Source organism: Luteibacter yeojuensis (genome assembly GCF_011742875.1).
Lineage (GTDB): Bacteria > Pseudomonadota > Gammaproteobacteria > Xanthomonadales > Rhodanobacteraceae > Luteibacter > Luteibacter yeojuensis.
In genome coordinates, this window is sequence record NZ_JAAQTL010000001.1 from 1 (window position 1) to 16,994 (window position 16,994).

Annotated in this window: 18 protein-coding genes; 10 read left to right on the forward strand and 8 right to left on the reverse strand. The window is 64.5% G+C overall.

What is annotated here, in order from left to right; all coding sequences use genetic code 11:
- The 3 genes from HBF32_RS00005 to HBF32_RS00015 all read left to right on the forward strand — a co-directional run.
- Positions 1–627: IS3 family transposase (locus HBF32_RS00005; protein WP_166697610.1), on the forward strand; the 627-nt coding region annotated here is incomplete at its 5' end.
- Between the two features lie 67 nt (positions 628–694).
- Positions 695–1,651, forward strand: coding sequence for an RHS repeat-associated core domain-containing protein (locus HBF32_RS00010; RefSeq protein ID WP_166697611.1), 957 nt, complete (start codon positions 695–697; stop codon positions 1,649–1,651).
- Positions 1,652–1,672: 21 nt separating this feature from the next.
- Entirely contained in the window at positions 1,673–2,047 is a 375-nt protein-coding gene (locus tag HBF32_RS00015; protein ID WP_166697612.1) for a hypothetical protein, read from the forward strand.
- A 273-nt stretch (positions 2,048–2,320) separates the two neighbouring features.
- Here HBF32_RS00015 and HBF32_RS00020 read toward each other — a convergent pair whose 3' ends face one another.
- Complete coding sequence (locus tag HBF32_RS00020) at positions 2,321–3,346, reverse strand: magnesium and cobalt transport protein CorA (protein WP_240147763.1); 1,026 nt, start codon at positions 3,344–3,346, stop codon at positions 2,321–2,323.
- Positions 3,347–3,528: 182 nt separating this feature from the next.
- Here HBF32_RS00020 and HBF32_RS00025 point away from each other — a divergent pair, with 182 nt between their 5' ends.
- The gene (locus HBF32_RS00025) at positions 3,529–4,647 is read left to right on the forward strand and encodes a hypothetical protein (protein WP_166697613.1); all 1,119 of its coding nucleotides are present in this window, start codon (positions 3,529–3,531) and stop codon (positions 4,645–4,647) included.
- A 21-nt stretch (positions 4,648–4,668) separates the two neighbouring features.
- Here HBF32_RS00025 and HBF32_RS00030 read toward each other — a convergent pair whose 3' ends face one another.
- From HBF32_RS00030 to miaB, 5 genes are all read right to left on the reverse strand, one after another.
- The gene (locus tag HBF32_RS00030; protein WP_166697614.1) at positions 4,669–5,865 is read right to left on the reverse strand and encodes a lipoprotein N-acyltransferase Lnb domain-containing protein; all 1,197 of its coding nucleotides are present in this window, start codon (positions 5,863–5,865) and stop codon (positions 4,669–4,671) included.
- A gap of 126 nt (positions 5,866–5,991) precedes the next feature.
- Positions 5,992–6,843 (reverse strand): CorC family transporter, encoded by an 852-nt coding sequence (locus tag HBF32_RS00035; RefSeq protein WP_166697615.1) that lies wholly within the window; start codon positions 6,841–6,843, stop codon positions 5,992–5,994.
- Positions 6,844–7,038: 195 nt separating this feature from the next.
- Positions 7,039–7,500, reverse strand: a complete 462-nt coding sequence (gene ybeY / locus HBF32_RS00040; protein ID WP_166697616.1) for an rRNA maturation RNase YbeY — start codon at positions 7,498–7,500, stop codon at positions 7,039–7,041.
- A complete protein-coding gene (locus tag HBF32_RS00045; protein WP_166697617.1) occupies positions 7,497–8,477 on the reverse strand; it encodes a PhoH family protein in 981 nt (326 codons plus the stop codon). The genes ybeY and HBF32_RS00045 overlap by 4 nt, the downstream gene beginning before the upstream one ends.
- A gap of 5 nt (positions 8,478–8,482) precedes the next feature.
- Complete coding sequence (gene miaB / locus HBF32_RS00050) at positions 8,483–9,832, reverse strand: tRNA (N6-isopentenyl adenosine(37)-C2)-methylthiotransferase MiaB (protein ID WP_166697618.1); 1,350 nt, start codon at positions 9,830–9,832, stop codon at positions 8,483–8,485.
- Between the two features lie 160 nt (positions 9,833–9,992).
- Between miaB and HBF32_RS00055 the strand changes: the two genes are divergently transcribed.
- On the forward strand, positions 9,993–11,102 hold the full coding sequence (locus HBF32_RS00055; protein WP_166697619.1) for a lytic transglycosylase domain-containing protein: 1,110 nt from the start codon (positions 9,993–9,995) through the stop codon (positions 11,100–11,102).
- A gap of 96 nt (positions 11,103–11,198) precedes the next feature.
- On the opposite strand, the gene HBF32_RS00060 is transcribed toward HBF32_RS00055, so the two are convergent.
- The gene (locus tag HBF32_RS00060; protein WP_166697620.1) at positions 11,199–12,380 is read right to left on the reverse strand and encodes a S1C family serine protease; all 1,182 of its coding nucleotides are present in this window, start codon (positions 12,378–12,380) and stop codon (positions 11,199–11,201) included.
- A 203-nt stretch (positions 12,381–12,583) separates the two neighbouring features.
- Between HBF32_RS00060 and petA the strand changes: the two genes are divergently transcribed.
- The 5 genes from petA to HBF32_RS00085 all read left to right on the forward strand — a co-directional run bounded on the left by petA (position 12,584) and on the right by HBF32_RS00085 (position 16,456).
- Complete coding sequence (gene petA / locus HBF32_RS00065) at positions 12,584–13,183, forward strand: ubiquinol-cytochrome c reductase iron-sulfur subunit (protein ID WP_166697621.1); 600 nt, start codon at positions 12,584–12,586, stop codon at positions 13,181–13,183.
- A complete protein-coding gene (locus tag HBF32_RS00070) occupies positions 13,183–14,484 on the forward strand; it encodes a cytochrome b (RefSeq protein ID WP_166697622.1) in 1,302 nt (433 codons plus the stop codon). The genes petA and HBF32_RS00070 overlap by 1 nt, the downstream gene beginning before the upstream one ends.
- A complete protein-coding gene (locus HBF32_RS00075; RefSeq protein ID WP_193570305.1) occupies positions 14,477–15,229 on the forward strand; it encodes a cytochrome c1 in 753 nt (250 codons plus the stop codon). The genes HBF32_RS00070 and HBF32_RS00075 overlap by 8 nt, the downstream gene beginning before the upstream one ends.
- A 71-nt stretch (positions 15,230–15,300) precedes the next feature.
- Positions 15,301–15,945, forward strand: coding sequence for a glutathione S-transferase N-terminal domain-containing protein (locus tag HBF32_RS00080; RefSeq protein WP_166697623.1), 645 nt, complete (start codon positions 15,301–15,303; stop codon positions 15,943–15,945).
- Between the two features lie 79 nt (positions 15,946–16,024).
- On the forward strand, positions 16,025–16,456 hold the full coding sequence (locus tag HBF32_RS00085) for a ClpXP protease specificity-enhancing factor (RefSeq protein ID WP_166700378.1): 432 nt from the start codon (positions 16,025–16,027) through the stop codon (positions 16,454–16,456).
- Between the two features lie 125 nt (positions 16,457–16,581).
- Here HBF32_RS00085 and HBF32_RS00090 read toward each other — a convergent pair whose 3' ends face one another.
- On the reverse strand, positions 16,582–16,977 hold the full coding sequence (locus tag HBF32_RS00090; RefSeq protein ID WP_166697624.1) for a DUF3301 domain-containing protein: 396 nt from the start codon (positions 16,975–16,977) through the stop codon (positions 16,582–16,584).
- Positions 16,978–16,994: the final 17 nt, after the last annotated feature.

Consider the following 16,994-nt stretch of genomic DNA (forward strand, 5'->3'; position numbering starts at 1 on the left):
AAAGTGTATCGCCTGTATCAGGAAGCCAAGCTGTCGGTGCGTCGTCGCCGCAAGGCGAAGCGTCCGGTCGGCGAGCGCCAGAAGCTGCGGGCGTCCTGTCGGCCGAACGACACCTGGAGCATGGACTTCGTCTTCGACGCCCTGGCCAACGGGCGCCGGATCAAATGCTTGACCGTGGTCGATGACTTCACTCGGGAGAGCGTGGACATCGCGGTAGATCACGGCATCAGTGGCGCCTACGTCGTACGGCTTCTCGATCAGGCCGCCTGCTTCCGTGGCTACCCGAGCGCCGTACGCACCGACAATGGGCCGGAGTTCACCAGTCGCGCTTTCATCGCCTGGACGCAGCAGCATGGCGTCGAGCACATCCTCATCGAACCGGGATGCCCAACACAGAACGGCTACATCGAAAGCTTCAACGGTAAGTTCCGAGACGAATGCCTCAACGAGCACTGGTTCACGTCACTGACGCAAGCGCGCGGCGTGATCGGGGATTGGCGTCGAGATTACAACGAGGTGCGCCCCCATAGCAGCTGTGGCCGCATCCCACCGTCGCAATTCGCTGCTCACCACCGCGCACAACAGGACAACAACGCAGTCATCTTCAACCCCGGACTTTCACAGTGATCATTGGTACGGCTGGTGGGGGCAGGTCAGTGAGAGGACATACGGCTATGACGTTGTCGGGAGGAAGGTGACCCAGGCAGACGATGCCGTAAGCGTGTTTCTCACGCCACCGAGCGATGCACCTTCGATATTCGACGTAGCCAACCAGGTTCAAAGTTTTTCTGGTAAGCCGGTGAAGAATGATCCGAATGGGTCAATGAAGGACGACGGCCAGTCGAAATTCGAGTGGAATGCTAGGCAGCAGCTATCAGCAATGACGCTGTCCAACGGCGACCGCGTCGAATACAAGTATGATGCGCTGGGTCGGCGCACGGAGCGGAGAGGGGAGTCGACCACGACGTACTTGTACGATGGCGGAAATGCTGTAATGGAGACGCGAGATGGGGCTGCGACGTTTTTCTTGAATGGTGAGGGGTTGGACCAACGCTTTTCGGAATTGTCTTCCTCCGGCGAGAAGGACTTTCTGACTGATGAACTCAATACCGTGCTTGCCATTACTGATGAAAGCCAGTCTTTGGTTGAGCGTTATTCGTACGATGCATTTGGCTTACCTTCTGGGATGGAAAGTCAAAATTGGTACCGGTTTACTGGTCGAGAGTGGGAGGGCGACGGCATATATTTTTACCGGGCCCGGTACTACTCCGCAGCCATGGGGCGGTTCATAAGCGAGGATCCGATGCGTTTCGAGGGTGATGGACCCAACTTCTATAGCTATGTCGGAAATGTCCCGACAATGCTTTCGGATCCGACAGGACTTTGCCCAGGGGGAGGCGATTGGTGGCCTTTCGCAAAGAAACGCGAGCCCACGGGTGAGATCAACCCGCAGCCGCCCAAATGCCCGCTTCCGATGCCGAACGAACCGCTCAAACCCAAAGGCAAGGGGGCCCCGGGGTGTCATGCCGCCATGCTTGAGAAGATCGTCAAGTGCAGCAAGAAATGTCCTGGCATTGTCGACCGGGCTTCATGCATTGAAGAATGGCGCTTCAGGGAGCCCGATTGCGCCTTTATGCACGCGGAGGAGTGACTGATGTTACGAAGGCAAGTTATGTCCTTGGTCAAGGTTGCTTGCATACTGGCGGCATTCTTGCTGGTGGGATGGATGTCGTATTGGGCTGGTTTCACTAAAGCGCTGGAGATCGGGCTGTACAACAATCAGTTGCACGACGAGGCTCAGGCGAGGGAGTATGAAGTCCTCGCGAGCAAGCTGGCAGCCGGTCGGACCGAGGAGGTGCGTTCTCATTTAAACGTTGTTGGCGATATTCTTAAGCAACAGGCCCGCATTGCGGGTAGCGAAGACTTTTCAGTCCTCGATCTCCTCGTTCCGTCCAGCGCTCTATCGCTAGTGCGAGATTACGAAGCGCGCCGGAGGCATGCTTCGGCTCGAGGTTCTGCGCCGGACAGTTCCCGGGAGCACCATTGATAGCGTTGGTGGGCCGATATCGCTGTCCTGCACCGATATATGTACTTACGAGACCTGATGATTTGAGATGAAGAGGCAGCGGAGGTGAATTGCAGAGATATGGCGTTGGCTCTCAGGGCCATCGAGGCGCTGGTGCAGAAGGGGCTTGAGCGGGCGGCTCGTGCTCATGCCGGGATGGTTTGGGAGGGTGCTCCGGTGACTGCCCAGCGTTTCTGACTTCGGGGCGGAAGGCGCTGGGTTCCTGCCTGCGCAGGAACGACGTGAGGGTAAGGGTTAGAACCAGCGGTTGCGTTTCAAGGCGATGAAGATGCCACCCACGATGCAAGCCACCAGGCAGGTAATCGCCGGATAAGCCCAAGGTTTATCCAGCTCCGGCATATGCGCAAAGTTCATGCCATACCAACTCGTAATCAGGGTGGGCGCAGCCAGCATAGCCGCCCACCCGGCCAGCTTCTTCATCACCTCGTTCTGCCCAAAGGTAACGAGCGCAAGGTTCACACTGATCGCCGCCCCCAGCATCTCGCGCATCGCCGAAATCGACTCGTTCACCCGGAAAACATGGTCGTAAATATCCCGGAAGTACGCGCGAAGTTCGTCATGAATCAGATGCGGATGTAACCGCGTCAACTGCGCAACCACATCCTGCAACGGCACGACGGCCAGCCGCAACGTCATCAACTCACGCTGCATGTCATACAACCGCTTGATGGTCTGCCGGTTGTAGGTTTCCGCGAAGATATCGTTCTCCAGCTCGTGCAACTCTTCCCGGAAGTCGCGAACGATGGGGAGGAAGTTGTCGACGATGAAATCCAGCACGGCATAGAGGGCGTAGCTCGGCCCCATCGCCAGCAGTTCCGGCGTCTGTTCGCAGGTGCGCCGCGCCGGCGCATAGGAGAGCGACGCGCCATGGCGCACCGTCACGAAGTAGCGCTGCCCAAGGAAGATTTGCGTTTCGCCGAAAGCGATATTGCCGCCGATCAGCTGCGCCGTCTGCGCCACGATGAACAGCGAATCGCCATAGGCCTCGATCTTCGTACGCTGGTGGGCGTGCTGGGCATCCTCGATCGCAAGATCGTGCAGGTTGAACTCTTCCTGGAGTTTCAGCAGCAAGGCTTCGTCCGGCTCATGCAGTCCCACCCATACGAAGGTGTCGGGCTGCTTGAGCACATCGCTGATGGCCTCGATGGTGATGTCGCCGATACGCTGGCCGTTGGTCCGGTAGGCCACGCAATTGATGACCATGCCACCGCTGGAGGGCGGGTTGGATGCCGGTTCGGAGATGAGGGGGAGCGAGACCATGGGCCGTTTCTTGATCGGGTAGATGCCTAGAAGTTTAGGTCCAAAGCGGATGCAACGCCCCAGCACCGGACCGATACCTTTCGCGGTAGGCCAGTTATACCGTGAAGTTGCCGCGAGCGCGCGTCAGATGGATGAAGCGTGCGCGCGCGTGCTTCTCGAACGTATCAATCAAGGAGTGAATCATGACAGCAAGTCGCACACCCACGGCTCCGGCCGACACGGACGCTTCGATGGGCATCCCGGATTTCATGTCGCCCGGCATGGTCAATGCCCGTCTGGGCATTCTCCATCTGTTCTCGACGATGACATGGGACGAGAATTTCTTTTCCTTCGTTACCCGTGGTGTCGTGGACTTCACGGGACAGGGTAACGGTCAGCGGGCGGTACGCACGACGGACGTGAGCAAGTGGTTGCTTGATCGTGAGCCGGAGTCCAGCGATCCGGTGCGAGCCGACGCATCCGAGCGCCTGGCCGTCCACCTGGAAACCCTGGCCCTCAAGCTGGCCGAAACCATCGCGGAGCGGCTGCCGAAGGCCCCGGGCACGCAGTTTACCGCTGAGGACGTGCTGGCGATGTGGGATTCGGTGCCCGGAGGCTTCAAGTTCATCTGCCGTTACCTGGCCAAGCGGGCGTTGCAGCAATTCCCCGTTCTTTCCGACGCCGTGGGCCTGATCGGCGGCCTGGTGAAAGCCACTTCGGCGGGGCTCGACCGGTATAGTGCCTATGCAAACGGCAGGGGTGTGGTCATCCTGCCGGGGGTTCCTACCAGCACGGTCGACGGCATCAAGCGGGCGATGGACCTGAACCTCGCCAGCGGTACTTACGATGTGCTGAAAAGCGCGGGCGGCCTGGCATTGACGGGCCTGAGTGCGGGTACCGTCAGTACCGTCGTCAACGTGGCCTTCTCGGTGGTGGAGGCCCTGGTGTTGCTCAGCTGGCGCGCGCACGACTACTTCTACCTCGCCACCTTCCGCGAGGAAGCGAGGGCGCATTGGGCGGCGCGCAACGGCAACACCCCGTTCCACGCGCGTCCCACGGCCTTCAACGATTGGTATCGGCCCATGGCCTTGCGCGTCCCCGTGGTACCGTGCCTGACGCTGCTGAGCGGCGTCTGCGGTGACAAGATGCGCCTGTTGCGCATGTTCGACAAGGAAGGCGAAGTCATTACGCAGGCACGTTTCGATGCCGGCGTGAAGCATCTGGACCGTCTGAAGGGCTGGGGGACGAAATACCTCTCCGATGTCGGCTATCGGTTCGGCAGTGAGGATCCGGCGCTGGCGAAGCTCATCGCCGTCAAGTAGGCCGTTGAAGCAGGGGCCGCCCTAATCGTGCCGGCGGCAGAAGGTCCAGGTCAGGGCGGCCCAGCAGGGAAGGGCGAGCAGGAGCCAGGGAAGGTTCCGCTGCGGGAAATCCGGCCACAGGTGCAGCAGCAGGGCGATGACGCACGCGGCGAAAGACAGGGCCGTGACCCGGGAAGCCAGCTTGCTCACCGGCCGCCCCGCGTGGCGCAGGCGCCAGATGCCGGGCACGATCAGCAACGCGAACGGCGAATACGCCAGCAGGTTGAAGTTGCCCCAGGCGGACCTGTGCAGGGTCAGCGTCCACAGGCCGAGCATCAAGAGTCCGGCGATTCCTGCGAACACCGTGAAGAGCGTTCCGGCAGCGACGAAGACACCGCGGGCGAAACCGCGCCGGGAGATAGCTGGCAAGGCCAGCGGCACGGCGAGCACCAGGCCGGCCAGCAGTAAAGGCCAGCGCAGGTCCGGGGCCGCCTCCGGAGGGGGCGTCAGGCGGGCCGGCACCAGCAGCGTCTCCTTGGCCACCAGCGGCTTCCCGTCCACGGAAACCTGGCGCAGTTCGGACTCCAGCGTCATCGGCAGGAAGGTCTCTTTCCAGGCGGTCATCGGTTGGTCGGCGTAGGGGCCGAGGCCGAGATCCATGCCGAGCATCAGCCAGGGTTGATTGCTCATGAGCCGGACAGTCTGCTCGCGGAAGGTCATGCCGCCCGGCTTGGCGACCCAATGCGCGCTGAGGATGCCGCCAAGTGCGTCGTCCAGCGCGTCGCGGACGCGCGTGGTGCAGTTGTCCACGTAATAGTCGTAACGGTAGCCGGCGTTTTCCGGACGGATGTTCCAGAGCAGGAACCGGCGCAACCGTTCCTTCTGTTCGTCGTTCAGTGCCAGATGCTGCCGGCGCACGTAGCGACCTTCGCCGGCGTAGAAATCGATATCCGACTGCGTGGTTTCCGCATCCATGCGGTACGCCATGATGCCGCGCGCGAAATTGAGCAGGAAGCCCTTCTGGTCGAAATCGAACACGCCGTAGTTGAAGGCGATGGATTCGCCGCTGACGGTGTCGCGCACTTCCAGCGCATCGTGGCCGAAGCGCTCCCAGTAGATGTCGCCGGGACCGTAGGTCATCAGCGAGATCTCGAGGTTGGCGGCCGGCGCGTCGACGATGCCCGCGCGGGCGGCAGGCAAGAGGCATAGGGCAAGCAGGAAGATCAGGGTGCGACGCATCGGTTCGATAAGAGTCCGTCTAGGGGCGCGGATATGCATCTGTAGGAGCCGCTATAGCGGCGAGAGCAATCTTGCGAGGGCATCGCAAGGTCTTCTCGCCGCTATAGCGGCTCCTACAATGTCGAGTCAGCCTGTGCTGTTGGCAGGGGCCACGTGGAACTGTTGCACGCGGCGGTCGTCCGCCTCGGTCACCCGGAACACGAAGTTCCCCACGGCGATCTCTTCGCCCGCGGCCGGCAGGTGGCCGAACTCGGACGTGATCATGCCGCCGACGGTATCGAATTCCTCGTCGGAGAAATGCGCACCCGCCACCTCGTTGAAATCCGCGATGGGCGTGAGCGCGCTGACCGCGAAGCCGCCGTCGTCCAGCGGCTGCACCAGCACGGGTTCTTCCTCGTCGTCGTGCTCGTCGTCGATCTCGCCGACGATCTGCTCGAGGACGTCCTCGATGGTGATGAGGCCGGCCACGCCGCCGTATTCGTCGACCACCAGCGCCATGTGGTTGCGCGTGAGGCGGAACTCGGCGAGCAGCACGTTGAGGCGCATGGACTCGGGGATCAGCACGGCCGGGCGGAGCAGGGCGCGCACGTCGCAGCCTTCGCTCTGGCCGAAGTACTTCAGCAGGTCTTTTGCCAGCAGGATGCCGAGAACCTCGTCCTTGTCCTCGCCATGCACGGGAAAACGGGAGTGCCCGGATTCGACCACGGCGGCGAGGATGTCGGGCAGGGGGGCATCGACGGGAAGGCTGACGATCTGGGCACGCGGCACCATGACGTCGTCGACACTGAGCTCGGTGACCTTGATCGCACCCTCGACCATGGTCAGGGTGTCGTTGGAGAGCAGCCCATTGGTCTGGGCGGTGCGCAACTCCTCGATCAGTTCGTCGCGGTTGCGTGGCTCGCCGGAAAACAGATGGCCCAGTCGGTCCCACCAGGAGCGGTGGGCGGGGCCGTGGGTACTATCGGGGTCCGCGTTCATTACTCTTTGTTGTTCTGCCCGGACGGGGCGGAAGGGTCAGTCTACTGGAATTCGTGTGACGGTTCAGGGCGGTCGCCGACGCCCGGCGGCCGCCTGTAGGAGCCGCTATAGCGGCGAGGGCAATCTTGCGGGGATGTCGCGAGGTTTCCTCGCCGCCATAGCGGCTCCTACAGCGGAGCGAATCGGGGCGGTTCGTCAGACCCGGTAGGGGTCCGGAATGCCCAGGCCAGCCAGGATACGCGTTTCCAGCCCCTCCATCGCCTCGGCCTCGGCCTCTTCGATGTGGTCGTAGCCCAGCAGGTGCAGGGTGCCGTGGATCGTCATGTGGGCCCAGTGATCGGCCGGTTTCTTGCCCTGTTCGGCGGCCTCGCGCGTCACCACCGGCGCGCAGATCACCAGGTCGCCGATCAGCGGCAGGTCCACCCCGGGCGGCAGCTCGGTCGGGAAGGAAAGCACGTTGGTGGCATAGTCGCGGCCACGGTATTGCCGGTTCAGCGCCTGGCCCTCGTCGGCGTCCACGATGCGGATGGCCAGTTCGGCGGCCTTGCGCCGGCGGGCGCCCTTGAGCGCGGCCTCCACCCAGCGGCGGAAGCTGGCCGGGGCGGGCACCCCCTTGCGCGAGGTGGCGTAGCCCACCGCGACCTCCACGTGGCTCACCGCTCGTCGTCCTGCTTCTGTTCGAACGCCTCGTAGGCACGGACGATCTTCGCCACCAGCGGGTGACGCACCACGTCGCGCGAGGTGAAGAAAGTGAAACTGATGCCGTCCACGCCGCGCAGCACCTCGATGGCGTGGCGCAGGCCGGAACGGACATTCCGCGGCAGGTCTACCTGGGACACGTCGCCGGTGATCACCGCCACCGAGCCGAAGCCGATGCGGGTAAGGAACATCTTCATCTGTTCGACGGTGGTGTTCTGCGCTTCGTCGAGGATCACATAGGCATCGTTGAGGGTACGCCCGCGCATGTACGCGAGGGGGGCGATCTCGATCACGTTGCGCTCGATCAGCTTCGACACCTTTTCGAAGCCCACCATCTCGTACAGCGCGTCGTAGAGCGGACGCAGGTACGGGTCGATCTTCTGGCTGAGATCGCCCGGCAGGAAGCCGAGTTTCTCGCCGGCTTCCACGGCGGGGCGCACCAGCAGAACGCGCTGCACGCGATTGGCTTCCAGCGCCTCGACGGCGCTGGCCACGGCGAGGTAGGTCTTGCCGGTGCCGGCCGGGCCCACGCCGAAATTGATGTCGTGCGTGGTGATGGCATGCAGGTAGCGGGCCTGGTTGGGGCCGCGGCCCTTGATCACGCCGCGCTTCACCTTGATGACCACTTCCTGCGCGGACTCGGCGGCTTGCTCGTTCAATGCGTCGATGCCGGACTCGGCGAGGCGCACGTTGATCGTCTGGCCGTTGAGCGTCTCGTGCTCGGTGGCGGCGTAAAGCGTGCGGAGCACTTGCTCGCCGGCCTTGGCCGAGGCTTCCTCGCCGATCACGCGGAACAGGTTGCCGCGATGGTCGATCTCGATGCCCAGGCGCAGCTCGATCTGGCGGATATGCTCGTCGAGAGGTCCGCAGAGGTTGGCGAGGCGGGTGTTGTCTTCCGGGTCGAGCGCGAAGTCGCGCTGGGATAGCTGGCTCATGGCGTTCACGAGGCGAGGGCGACCTCGTCATCCAGGCGGACGCGTCCGCGCAGCGAATTCGACATCGCCTCGGTGATGGTCACGTCCACGAACTGGCCGATCATCCGCGGGTGGCCGGGGAAGTTCACGTAGCGCATGTTCTCGGTGCGTCCGGTCATCTCGTTCGGGTTCTTCCGGCTGGGCTTCTCGACCAGCACGCGCTGCACGGTGCCGACCATCGCCTCGTTGATCCTGCGCGCGTTCTCGTTGATCGCCGCCTGCAGGCGGGCCAGGCGCGCGTGCTTCACCTCGGCCGGGGTGTCGTCGGCGAGGTTCGCCGCCGGCGTGCCGGGGCGGGAGGAGAAGATGAAGGAGAAACTCTGGTCGAAGCCCACGTCGCCGATGAGCTTCATGGTTTTTTCGAAGTCGTCCTCGGTCTCGCCGGGGAAGCCCACGATGAAGTCGGAAGAAACGCAGATATCCGGACGCACGGCGCGCAGCTTGCGGATGCGCTGCTTGAACTCCAGCGCCGTGTAGCCGCGCTTCATGGCCGCGAGGATGCGGTCGGAGCCGGCCTGCACGGGCAGGTGCAGGTAGTTGGCCAGCTGCGGCACGTTGGCATAGGCCTCGATCAGCGAGTCGGAGAACTCCAGCGGATGCGAGGTGGTGAAGCGGATACGGCCGATGCCCTCGATCTGCGCGATGGCATGGATCAGCACGGCGAGGTCGGCGGTGCCGCCGTCGTGCATGGGGCCGCGATAGGCGTTCACGTTCTGGCCGAGCAGGTTCACCTCGCGCACGCCTTGCTCGGCGAGCTGGGCCACCTCGACGATCACGTCGTCGAACGGGCGGCTGATTTCCTCGCCGCGGGTGTACGGCACCACGCAATACGAGCAGTACTTCGAGCAGCCTTCCATGATGGAGACGAAGGCGGTGGGGCCTTCGGCACGCGGTTCCGGCAGGCGGTCGAACTTCTCGATCTCGGGGAAGCTGATGTCCACCTGCGCCTTGCCGCTGGCGCGCTGCGCCTCGATCATCTCGGGCAGGCGGTGCAGGGTCTGTGGGCCGAACACCAGGTCGACGAAGGGTGCGCGCTTGATGATGGCGTCGCCTTCCTGCGAGGCCACGCAGCCGCCGACGCCGATCAGCACGGGTTTATCGCCCTGCTTGTGCGCCTTCCAGCGACCGAGCTGGCTGAAGACCTTTTCCTGGGCTTTCTCGCGGATGGAGCAGGTGTTGACCAGGATCACGTCGGCCTCGGCCTCGTCCTGGGTCAGTTCCAGTCCGTGCGACGCGCGCAGAACGTCGGCCATCTTGGCCGAGTCGTACTCGTTCATCTGGCAGCCGTGGGTCTTGATGAAAAGCTTGCCGCTCATGGGCCTGGGTACCGTGGTTTCGTGGGGGGCGACCGAACCGCGCAGTTTACGCCGGGGTGCGCCTCGTTGCCAGATGCCCGCCATGGATCAATGACTTGCGTGAACATCGTCACGTAAAGAGCCCTTGGCAGGGGGAGGGGGCTCGGGCACACTCGCGCCCATGGTCCAAGATGCGACGCCAGGGGGCAGCGCCGGCCATCGTGCCTGCCGTTTCCTCTCCTTCCGCACGGTCCTTCGCAGGACCGCGATCGGGTGCGTCCTGCTGCTCGGCCTGTGCGCCGGGCCTGCCGTCGCGGGGACGCTCTACCGGTGTACCGGCAGCACGGGGGAAACCGTCTTTTCCGGCAGCACGTCGGGCTACAAGGACTGCAAGCGGATCGGCAGTACGCCAAATCCGCGCGCGGCTCGCCCCAAGGGGGTCGTGGCGGAGCGCGCTCCCGCGAAACCCTCTCTCGAAGGGGTGGTGGGCTCCGTGGTGACGGCACCCTCCACGGCCGCCTCCTTCGTCGGTGTGACCGCCTCCGTGATCGGCGGCCCTACGGAAGGCGAGGCCCTGCCTCCGGTCACGGCGCCCAAGGGCCGCTGGGATTACCGGGAATCGTCGTCGCAGGATCTTGCGGCGAGCGCCGCGTCTGCCGCGCCGAAAGGTTCGCGCGTGCTGCGCGGCGCCGTCTATCGGATTACCCGCGCCGACGGCGGCGTGGAATACACCAACATCCCGCCGGGCGGCGGGGCGAAAGGACAGAGCATCAAGATGCTCTTTACTTATATCGCCACCTGCGCGGCCTGCGACGTGCATTCGAAGATCGACTGGAACAGCGTGGCGTTGAACCTCACCTCGTATGGCGACGCGATCCGTTCGGCGAGCAGCGAGTTCGGGGTGGACGAGGCCTTGCTGCGCGCCGTCATCCATGCGGAGAGCGCCTTCAATCCGCGTGCCCTTTCGGTGGCCGGGGCGCAGGGGCTGATGCAGCTGATCCCCGGCACGGCGCGCGACATGGGCGTGCTCGATGCTTTCGACGCTGGCCAGAACATCCGCGGCGGCGCGCGCTACCTGGCCCTGCTGCTGAGGAACTTCAACGGGAACGAGAAGCTGGCCGCGGCGGCGTATAACGCGGGGCCGGGCGCGGTGCAGAAGTACAACGGCGTGCCGCCGTATGACGAAACGCAGGTTTACGTCGAGCGCGTGGGGGTGCTGCGCAAGCGTTATGCGGAAACGTTGAAGCGGCACGCCGCCACGGGCATTCCCCTGGCCGATCGCGGCGCCTGACTCCGGATCTGTAGGAGCCGCTATAGCGGCGAGAGCAACCTGGCGACGCGGTCGCGAGGTTCCCTCGCCGCTATAGCGGCTCCTACAGCGAAGCGATCAGGGCTGGCGCAGGGCCTGCATCGGCGCGCTCGGCGGGCGTTGGGTCGGCGTGATGGTCGCGGTGAACGGTGCGCCGTAACGCAATCCCGAGATCTGCACCGGCACCCCGGGCTTCAGTGAGGCCTCGTGCCGGCGCAGGTCGGATGGATCGAGGATGTCCTCGTCGCCAAGCTTCAGCAGCACGTCGCGCTGCCGGATGCCCGCCAGTGCGGCGGGGCCGCCGGGCGAGACGTCGTTGACCACCACGCCGCGTGCCGCCGACGGCAGCCCGCTGTCGGCGGCAACGGGAACCGCGCCATAGTCCGCGCCGATCCAGCCGCGCACGACGTGACCCGTCTGCACGATCTGGTCGAGCACGTCGCGCGCGCTCTGCACGGGAATGGCGAAGCCGATCCCCTCGGCCCCCACGGCCTGCCCGATCAGCGAGGTATTGATGCCCACCAGTTCGCCGTGCGCGTTGACCAGCGCGCCGCCCGAGTTGCCGAAGTTGATCGCGGCGTCCGTCTGGATGAAGTTCTCGAGGCTGGAGAGGTTGAGCTGGCGGCCGATGGCGCTGACGATGCCCATGGTCACCGTTTGCCCGATGCCGAAGGGATTGCCGATCGCCAGTACCACGTCGCCCACGCGGGGACGGTCGTCCGCATCGGTCATGTGGATGGCGGGCAGGTTGCCGGCGTCCACCTTGAGCACGGCGAGGTCGGTCTCGTCGTCGGAGCCCACCACCCGCGCGCTCGCCACGCGGCCGTCGTAGAGCAGCAGCTGGATGTCGTCGGCGTTGGCGATGACGTGGTTGTTGGTCAAAACGTAACCATCGTCGCTGACGATCACCCCGGACCCGAGGTTCTGCTGGCGCCGCGTGCGCGCGGGACCGGTGGGTACGCTGAAGATGCGCTGGAGTACGGGGTCCGAGTAAAGCTCGCGGGGCTGCTCGGTCACCAGCTTGTTGGCGTAGATATTTACGACCGAGGGCGCGGCCTTGGCCACGGCATCGGCGTACGAGGCCGGGCCCGATCCCAGCGCCGCCGCGGGCGCGGCGACCTGCTTCGTCGCCGGGCCGCCGAATCGCTGCCGAAGGAACGCGCCGCTGCCAGGCCAGAACAGGCCTACGACGAAGGCCACGGCAAGGCCTAGCACGACGAAGCGGGCAACGAAGGCGAACGTGCGGGCGGCGTCTTTCATGGAAGGGCGAGGGATCCTGCGAACCAATACCGCATCCGGGCGGTTCCGTGGCAGCCCTGTCCCTCATGAGGTACGAGCTGGCATTCAGTTTATTGTACGTGGCTGGTGCTGACGTTACACTGACGCGATTTGCGGAAGCCGATTTCCGAAAAGAGCCGGCGATGGGGTCCGCATTCTCAATGGCATAAGTTCCGGAGAGCCTGATGGCGAACGAAGTCGTCGATCACGGGCGCCGTCGCTTCCTAACCGTAACGACAGCAGTTGTCGGCGGGGCGGGAGTGGTCGCGGCGGTCGTGCCCTTCATCAAGTCGTGGGAACCGAGCGCAAGGGCAAAGGCAGCGGGGGCGCCTGTCACGGTCGATATCAGTGCCATCGAGCCCGGCCAGAAGGTCACCTATGCGTGGCGCAGCCTTCCGGTGTTCGTGGTCAATCGCACGAAGGAGCAGCTGGCGCAGCTGAAGGGCCTCGAGCCCCGCCTGCTGGATCCCATGTCGTCCGACGCGGACCAGCAGCCGAAGTACGCGACGAACGAAACCCGGTCCATCAAACCCGAGTGGCTGGTCGTCGTCGGTCTCTGCACGCACCTGGGTTGCGTGCCGGACTTCGTGCCCGACATCAAGCCCGAGCCGTTCGACGCGAACTGGAAGGGCGGTTTCTACTGCCCCTGCCATAAGTCACGGTACGACCTGTCGGGCCGCGTCTTCAGCGGCGTGCCCGCCCCGAAGAACCTGCCGGTGCCGCCGTACCACTTCGTGGACGACACGCACATCCAGATCGGCGTCGATCCGAAGGAGGCAGGCTGATGGCTAACGTCTTTACCCGCGTCGGCGACTGGGTCAACGAGCGTGCGCCGAACCTGGCGCCGACGTACCGGAAGCACATGACGGAGTACTTCGCGCCGAAGAACTTCAATCTCTGGTACTACTTCGGCTCGCTGGCGCTCCTGGTCCTGGTCAACCAGATCGTGACCGGCATCTTCCTCACCATGAACTACAAGACGAGTGCGCTCGAAGCGTTCAACTCGGTCGAGTACATCATGCGTGACGTGGAGTGGGGCTGGCTCATCCGCTACATGCATTCCACGGGCGCGTCGCTGTTCTTCGTGGTGGTGTTCCTGCACATGTTCCGCGGGATCATGTACGGATCGTTCAAGCGTCCGCGTGAGCTGGTCTGGATCCTCGGCATGCTGATCTTCCTCGTGCTGATGGCCGAGGCCTTCATGGGCTACGTGCTGCCGTGGGGCAACATGTCGTTCTGGGGCGCCAAGGTGATCATCTCGCTGTTCGGCACCATCCCCTACATCGGCTCGTCGCTGGTGGAATGGATCATGGGCGACTTCCTGCCCGCCGACGCCACGCTCAACCGCTTCTTCGCGCTGCACGTGATCGCGCTGCCTCTCGTCCTCCTGCTCCTGGTGGTGCTGCACCTCGCCGCGTTGCACGAGGTGGGTTCGAACAACCCGGACGGCGTGGACGTGAAGCATGGGCCGAAGGGCAACAAGTGGAACCCGGCGAAGCCCCTCGATGCCATCCCGTTCCATCCGTACTACACGGTGAAGGACCTGGTGGGCGTCGGCTTCTTCCTCACCATCGCCGCCTTCATCATCTTCTTCGCCCCGACCTTCGGCGGCTGGTTCCTCGAACACGACAACTTCACCCCGGCGAACAACCTCGTCACGCCGAGCCACATCAAGCCGTCGTGGTACTTCACCCCGTTCTACGCGATCCTGCGCATGATCCCGTCCTTCTTCGGCACGGCGATCTGGGGCGTGATCGGCATGTTCGGCGCGATCCTGCTGCTGGCGCTGCTGCCGTGGATCGACAAGGGCGAGGTCCGTTCGGTGCGCTACCGCGGCCTCGGCTTCCGCATCGCCCTGGGCGTGCTCGCCGTCTCGTTCCTGGCCCTTGGCCTGGTCGGCGCCGGCGTCACCGCCGAGGTCATCCCCGAGTGGTTCCCGGGTGCCGACGTCACCACCTGGGAGAACGCCTTCGGCCGACTCATGGTGCTGGGCTACTTCGGGTTCTTCGTATTCGTATGGGTCTACACGCGCTTTGGCTTCGAGAAGACCAAGCCGGTTCCGGAACGGGTGACGATGCATGATTAAGCGCTCTATCTACTCCATCGCCCTCGCGCTGGGCCTTGCGGTCGCCACCGTCCCGGCCCTGGCGGCCGAAGGCGAGGGCCTGACCCCGGCAGGCACCAATATCGGCGACCAGGCGTCGCTGCAGCGCGGCGCCAAGCTGTTCTTCAACTACTGCGTGGGCTGCCACTCGCTGAAGTACGTGCGGTATTCGCGCCTCGCCACCGACCTCGGCCTGTCCGAGGAAGAGGTGATGACGAACCTCAACTTCACGGGCGCCAAGTTCGGCGAGCCGGTCATCTCGCACATGCCGGCCGAAGGCGCCAAGGCCTGGTTTGGCAAGGAGCCGCCGGACCTCTCGCTGGAAGCCCGCGCCAAGGGCGTGGACTTCATCTTCAACTACCTCAACTCGTTCTACCTGGACCCGACCCGTCCGGTGGGCTGGAACAACACGGTGTTCCCGAACGCCTCCATGCCCAACCCGCTTTGGGAGCTCCAGGGCCTGCAGACCGCCGTGCACGGCGAGGCGGGTCCGGGCCAGGAAGCCATGGTGGAGAAGCTCCAGATCACCACCCCGGGCCGGATGACGCCCGAGCAGTTCCAGGGCGCCACCCGCGACCTGACCACCTTCCTCGAGTACGCCGCCGAGCCTGCGGCCCTCGAGCGCCAGTCCATCGGCGTCTGGGTCATCCTGTTTCTGGCCGGCCTGACCTTCCTCCTGTACCTTCTGAAGCATGAGTACTGGAAGGACGTCCACGAGAGTCATTGATTGACGTCCCGACGGGGCGGCCCGCCGGCCGCCCCGTCATCTTCGAGGCAGCAGGGAGGGAGATCGATAGCATGGTCCAGAACGCACGTTCGCGCTCGGCTCTGACGCTCTACACCAGCGCCGACGACATCCATTGCCACCGCACGCGCCTCGTGCTGGCCGCCAAGGGCGTCGCTTACGACCGGATCATCCTGAAAGCCGATCAGCCCACGCCGGACCTGCTGGAACTCAACCCCTACGGCACCCTGCCGACCCTCGTCGACCGCGACCTCACCCTCTACGATCCCGCCGTGGTCGTCGAATACCTCGACGAACGGTATCCGCACCCGCCGCTCATGCCGATCGATCCGCTCTCGCGCGCCCGGCTCCGCCTGGCCACCTGGCGGATCGAGAACGACTGGCTGCCCGAGATCGACACGATCGGGGAGGGTGGCAAGGCCGCCGACGGGGCACGCAAGCGCCTGCGCGAGCACCTGCTGGCGTCGGTGCCGCTGTTCCGCGCTTCGCGCTTCTTCCTGAACCCGGAAATGAGCCTGATCGACTGCCTGGTGGCTCCGGTGGTGTGGCGCCTGCCGCACCTGGGCGTGGACCTGGGCAAGGACGGCAAGCCCATCGTCGACTATGGCGAACGGCTGTTCCACAGCCAGGGCTTCGCGCGCAGCCTCACGCCGGAAGAGCGCGACATGCGTCCGGACTTCAATTTCGTTCCCGGTTAGCCCCGGCCGCCTCGATCCCTTAAACTCTCCTCTGGCGTTGCCCGAGGACATACCCATGGATACGAACGAAAGCGCGGGCATGACGTCCAATCGCCCCTACCTGCTGCGGGCCATCTACGATTGGATCAGCGACAACGGCCTCACGCCGTACGTGCTGGTGGACGCCGCCCAGCCAGGCGTCCGCGTGCCGCCTCATGTCGTGAAGAACGGCCAGGTGGTGCTGAACCTCGCCATGCGCGCCGTGGCCAACCTCGACCTGGGTAACGACCGCATCGCCTTCCAGGCGCGTTTCTCCGGGGTCAGTCAGTCCATCGTGATTCCGGTCCAGGCGGTGCTGGCGCTCTACGCACAGGAAAACGGGCAGGGCATGATGTTCCCGGCCGACGACAACGAGGCTCCCGCCGCGAACTCCGCCGAAGCGGCCGACGAAGCCAGCGAATCGCCCGAGCCCACCGGCGGCGACGACGACCGTCCGAAGCGCGGCGCGCCGCATTTGCGCGTCGTGAAATAAATGAAGCCCGCCTTAGGGCGGGCTGTTCTGGACTGCGGCGAAGTGTTCTCGCCGCTATAGCGGCTCCTACAAGATGCCGCTAACACTGTAGGAGCCGCTATAGCGGCGAGAGCCCGGCCCCTCAGTCAATGCAACCGCCGCCGATCGGCAAGCGACACCACGTTGCCGGTATGCACATAGGCATCGGTCGCCACGACGGTCTCCAGCTCCGGTGCTCCCGACAATGGCAGCGAGAAGCTGGCGACATCGTTGCCTGCCATCCACAGTCGCGCGGCCTGGCGGGTCTGTCCGTCTTCGCTCACCTCGAACGCGTAGCAGCGCTCCAGGCGACGCACGCCGTCGACGCCCTGCCAACGGATGGCGCGCAGCCCGACACTCTGGTCCAGCAGTTGCAGCCCATGCCGCTTGCACAGCGTCATGGCGGCCCGCACCGCAACCTCGCGCGCCCGCGTCAGGCGATACCAGGCAGCCACGCCGGCGGCGAGGACCAGCAACCAGATGAGGTCGGTGATGGAAGACATGACGTGAGTGTGTGGCC